The following is a 4340-nucleotide window of genomic DNA, read 5'->3' on the forward strand; positions in this document are numbered from 1 at the left end:
ACGAGAAGGCGCTTGTCTTCCCTGGCGCGGCGGCTTTCGGGATTCAGGCGCCAGGCATAGAAGCCGCTCGGATGCACCTCGAGCGTTTTGCACAGCCGGCGCACCGGGAATTGGTCCTGTAACTCAGCAATTAAGGTGTACCTTACCCGCACGTCTTGGCAAAGTACACCGCGACCTTTTTCAATATGTCACGCTCCTCCGTGACGCGCTTGAGCTCGGCCTTGAGGCGCCGCATCTCGTCAGACTGGGCGTCGACAGCCTTGCGCTCCGCCTCGGGCACGCCATAGCGCTTCGTCCAGGCATACAGGCTATGGATGCTTACCCCGAGCCGCTGCGCTACCTCGCTCGCTGGGTGCCCACGCTGGGCTACCTGCTTGACTGCTGCAATCTTGAATTCCTCAGTGTACCGCTTGCCGCTCATACCTTCTCCTTGTGCCCTATATTATGGCTCAGGAGTGTCTACAATAGTCATGGCGATTCAAGTGGGTGTTTCCGAGATACAGGCCGGCGGCGCGGATGATCACAAGTGACTGGCATCCGATTCATCTGACGATCCAGCCGCGCTCCAAACGCAGCCTGGCGCTGTACCACAGGGTGTTTGCCCAGCCACGGCAGGAAAACCCTTTAGCCTGCTCGAGCAGAGCATCGGCAAAGGGCGCTGCAGAGGTGGCGGCAGGCGGTGGATCGACCTGGAACGGACGCCGGCCGGATGACTTCGACCGCCACCCTGGGTCGGCCGTAGTCAGCCGAAAATCCAGGTTGTCGGCATGTGCCTGGACCTGATAGATAGATAGATCATCAACGGCGAGGTCAGTTAATCCGGGTAAGCGTCAAGCGGTTGCCAAACACTGCACCCGTGTCAATGTAGTGGACGTTCCCAAGCGAAATCGGTCTTTGCACAGGCGTGTATCCTACAAACATCCTGGCGACACCCGCCACGCCCGACTCATCGTCTGAAGTAATGCGCTCGCGGCTGTACAGACATGTATCGGCGACCAGAAGCGCATCATCGCCGTTTAATCCCGCAATGAGCTCTGTCCAGGAAGCGAAAGGACAGTCGCCATGAACGATTCCCACCAGGCCGGACGAGGTCTCGACCTCCAGCACAACAGGGAGTACGTCGAATTGGGCCGCGATCCGTCTTTGTTCCTGAAGACTGAGTTCCATGAACCAGGCACCACCATATTGTCGGTAGTCACGAGAATCAAGGTCGCCGACGAGATAGTCAAGCGCCATTTGCTCATGATTGCCCCGCACAGCATAAAACCATGGTTGCGTTAGCCATTCAATGACGACCGCTGCCGACTCAGGACCACGGTCGACCAGATCACCCACACTGAACAGGCGATCGAGGCGACGATCGAACTTCACCAGATCGAGCTCAGCGGATAATTTTCCTAAAACATCCGTGAACGTCGCCGACGACAAAATCACGGCCGGCATGGTTCGCATTCAAGCGCCGAACGAAGGAGGTCATAAAAGATTGTGGGTTCGATTTTAGAAACTAATGTCAGGAAACCATATTGCGCTTACATCTCAACAACAACCTGGCGCCACGCTGGTTCTATCTGGCTGATGGCCTTCACTGCTGCCGTGTTACCGCCGCCGCAAGCAAAGTTGCCTACTTGTGGATGCATCTAGCGCACGAAAACAACGACGGTTTGGCGCGGCGAAGGGTTGCTGTTCCAAATCTTGCGACCGCTCTTTCTCTTGTCGATGGCTGGCCAGTGTAAAACTGGTTGCCGGCGGCTTGGCGGATCAAAACGCCGCTTTTCGTACGGTCCGTGGCGATCGTGATGCGACCATCGATCTCATCGCGAAGCTGTTCAACATGCATGTTCGTGGGCTGTCTTTCCTCCAGAAGCAACATTGTCCTGGTCGATGCGACAGCACGTGTCGCATCGATGTATTAGGATGACCAGGACGGGCGAGCGCGTTAAGGCCATGTAAAAGGATTGTCGACCAGTCCTTATACTGGAGAAATGACAGTGTCATGCGCCGAGACCGCGCCAACCCTTGACTACTACACTTGCCACCGTCCTGATCGAAAGGCCCGGTTTGGAATGGACCGCTGCGCTTGAGCACCGCCTCGAGGTATGCCAGCGGCCTGCGAATGAGAAGTATGCCCAAGCATACTTAAGGCGCCAACGCGGCATACCTGAACCTGGTTCGTTGTTCCGTGCAGTATGAATGGCAGAGACCTGTATGGCGAGTTGGTATACGAGATACGCCCAACTCTTGCTCAGCAATATTGGGGGCATTTTGAACCACATCCTATCTCGACACGACATATTCTGCCGCATTGCCGTGGCACGATCGTGTAAATGCGGCTTGATCGACATGAGTCAATGAAGGTCGCAACATCGACCTGGAAGCAGTAATTACTGGGTTAGCGATGGTGTGCTGCAGGTAGCCCGGACCTGCGGACGCTGGTGACTTCACTCATCGTTTGCTGGCGCGGATACAATCGGATCGCTGGCCGCCCTGCTCCCCTTCAGGGTAGCAAACTGCAATGACCATATCAATGAAAGGCGTCGAACTGATTTATGAGTACGATCTTTCCAAACCGCCTGCGCGTCGGCAATGTCGTGTACAGCATCTATAGCTACCCACTCGAACCCTTCCTCGACGCTCTGCCAACGCGGCCGGAAAAGCGCAGTACGATTAATACCGTGTATGGATACGTGGCTACGTGGGAGGCCTTCGAGGGGCGCTTGTACTTAGTCGATATCAATAGTGAGCCGCATTTGCAGCTGTTCGCCAAGGCATCCGGGCCGATAGTTGCTTCCTGGTTCAGTGGCCTCGTGTGCGGATGGCGCGGGCAGAGTCGCAAGGCCAGTAATCCACCCCGTCGATTTTGGAACGAACAAATCGTGCTGGATATCGTCAATGGCGAGATAGTGCGCGAATGGGTACTGGACCTACGTGACGTTCCTGATCAAACCGGCGCTGAACTGGACCAGTCCTTGCCAGCCTTCCTGATGAAACCGCGCTGAGCCGTTTGTCAGCCGCGCGCGACCCGAGACCGGTCAAGTTGCGATGCGAACCGGCGCAGCGTAGAGCGCAGCTCGAAGTGGAGGGAAGCTAGTTCCGGCCGCGAGCAGGGCATCCGTACGAAGGAGCGTTAAGTGCGGCTGGTAAAGCTCGTCCGCGGAAGAGTGACGGCTTCATCATTGCTTCATCCGCCATGGCATCTAGGTGATCTCCCATGGGCGACGTCGGCTGCTTACGTTGCTGAATTACAACTCCTGCTCAGACAGACAGTACGTCTATTCAAAAAGGCCCATGAACAACACCTGTGTACAGGTTTTGGACACGCAGCCAGGCTGACGACACGAGGGCGCATAGCGACCTGGTGTGTCGCACTGTTCGGTATCCTGAACTTGCTGGATACACGAGGGGCGTACCCAGCCTGGCGGACTTTGTCTCGACTAGCCGGCTGCAGCCAAGCATCGAGCAGTGTATGCGGACGAAAACCAACGCCAGTCAGGAACGGTACAGGTGACACCAATATGTTGTCGCTTGGAACTAAATTTGCCCTCATATATTGCAGTGAACTTGGGCCTACAGTACCTTATGCTGACGATCTCCCAGTTTCAGATTTGTATGGGTTTACAGGTGTTGCGCGAGCGTCGCCACTTTACGGCGCAGGACCTGTCCATCCAGGCCGGGCTTCCATCCGGCGAAGTCAGTCGCATCGAAGCTGGAGAGGTGGGTTTGGACTACCTGACTGCAGCGCGTTTGACCCAGGTATTGGGGGTCAATCTCGCGGACATCGCAGTCGCTGCATACAGGTTGGACTCTGCGATGGTGGAGGACCGGTACCGCGAAATGGCAGCGCGCATGCGCGCAACTGGCAACACAGGTTTGTCCATTTGGCATCTCCCGGATTGACCGCGTTCGTCGAGGCGCACTAGTACGGTGAATGCGCCCACATTCGACTGGAACGACGAGACAAGAGAACACTGCTCGATCACTGAATATAGGCATGGCCAGCCTTGCTCGGAAGTATTTTTTGTGCAGCATCCGTAAGCGATGCCAAGGCGATATCGCTGTCATCGCCGAAAGTTCTAGCGTGAACACATTACTCGAGGTACTCAACGAAGCACATGCGCTAGTTGACGACATTCAAAAGCATGCCGAAAGACTCGATGGCAATCTGCTATTGGAAGTCCAGTCGCTCACGGATGCGGATTTCTCCGAACCGATGGATGGCGAAACGCTTGTCGCCACCTTGAGGAACGAGGGATCAACATGATTTCTTAGTTTGGACAACGGTAGTTGTCAACAAAGTTGTCGTGTCACTTCATGCTGCCAGCTTTGATATCTCAGGTGCAGCC

At 55.7% G+C, this 4340-nt stretch carries 4 protein-coding genes and 1 pseudogene; 3 read left to right on the forward strand and 2 right to left on the reverse strand.

The window, feature by feature from the left end; genetic code table 11:
- Both ACFPOU_RS17165 and ACFPOU_RS17170 read right to left on the reverse strand, forming a co-directional pair.
- Positions 1–421 (reverse strand): annotated as a pseudogene (locus tag ACFPOU_RS17165) (transposase); the annotation flags it as partial.
- Positions 422–810: 389 nt separating this feature from the next.
- Entirely contained in the window at positions 811–1452 is a 642-nt protein-coding gene (locus ACFPOU_RS17170; RefSeq protein ID WP_379723863.1) for a metallophosphoesterase, read from the reverse strand.
- Positions 1453–2546: 1094 nt separating this feature from the next.
- Between ACFPOU_RS17170 and ACFPOU_RS17175 the strand changes: the two genes are divergently transcribed.
- From ACFPOU_RS17175 to ACFPOU_RS17185, 3 genes are all read left to right on the forward strand, one after another.
- Positions 2547–2996 (forward strand): hypothetical protein, encoded by a 450-nt coding sequence (locus ACFPOU_RS17175; protein WP_379723867.1) that lies wholly within the window; start codon positions 2547–2549, stop codon positions 2994–2996.
- 580 nt (positions 2997–3576) lie between these two features.
- Positions 3577–3894 (forward strand): helix-turn-helix domain-containing protein, encoded by a 318-nt coding sequence (locus tag ACFPOU_RS17180; RefSeq protein ID WP_379723870.1) that lies wholly within the window; start codon positions 3577–3579, stop codon positions 3892–3894.
- A gap of 94 nt (positions 3895–3988) precedes the next feature.
- A complete protein-coding gene (locus tag ACFPOU_RS17185) occupies positions 3989–4258 on the forward strand; it encodes a hypothetical protein (protein ID WP_379723873.1) in 270 nt (89 codons plus the stop codon).
- Positions 4259–4340 lie beyond the last annotated feature (82 nt).

It is taken from the genome of Massilia jejuensis (genome assembly GCF_042656795.1).
GTDB classification, from domain to species: domain Bacteria; phylum Pseudomonadota; class Gammaproteobacteria; order Burkholderiales; family Burkholderiaceae_D; genus Telluria; species Telluria jejuensis.

Coding starts and splice junctions, on each gene's coding strand:
- ACFPOU_RS17170 (WP_379723863.1), bottom strand. CDS start 1,452: ATGCGAACCATGCCGGCCGTGATTTTGTCGTCGGCGACGTTCACGGAT.
- ACFPOU_RS17175 (WP_379723867.1), top strand. CDS start 2,547: ATGAGTACGATCTTTCCAAACCGCCTGCGCGTCGGCAATGTCGTGTAC.
- ACFPOU_RS17180 (WP_379723870.1), top strand. CDS start 3,577: ATGCTGACGATCTCCCAGTTTCAGATTTGTATGGGTTTACAGGTGTTG.
- ACFPOU_RS17185 (WP_379723873.1), top strand. CDS start 3,989: ATGGCCAGCCTTGCTCGGAAGTATTTTTTGTGCAGCATCCGTAAGCGA.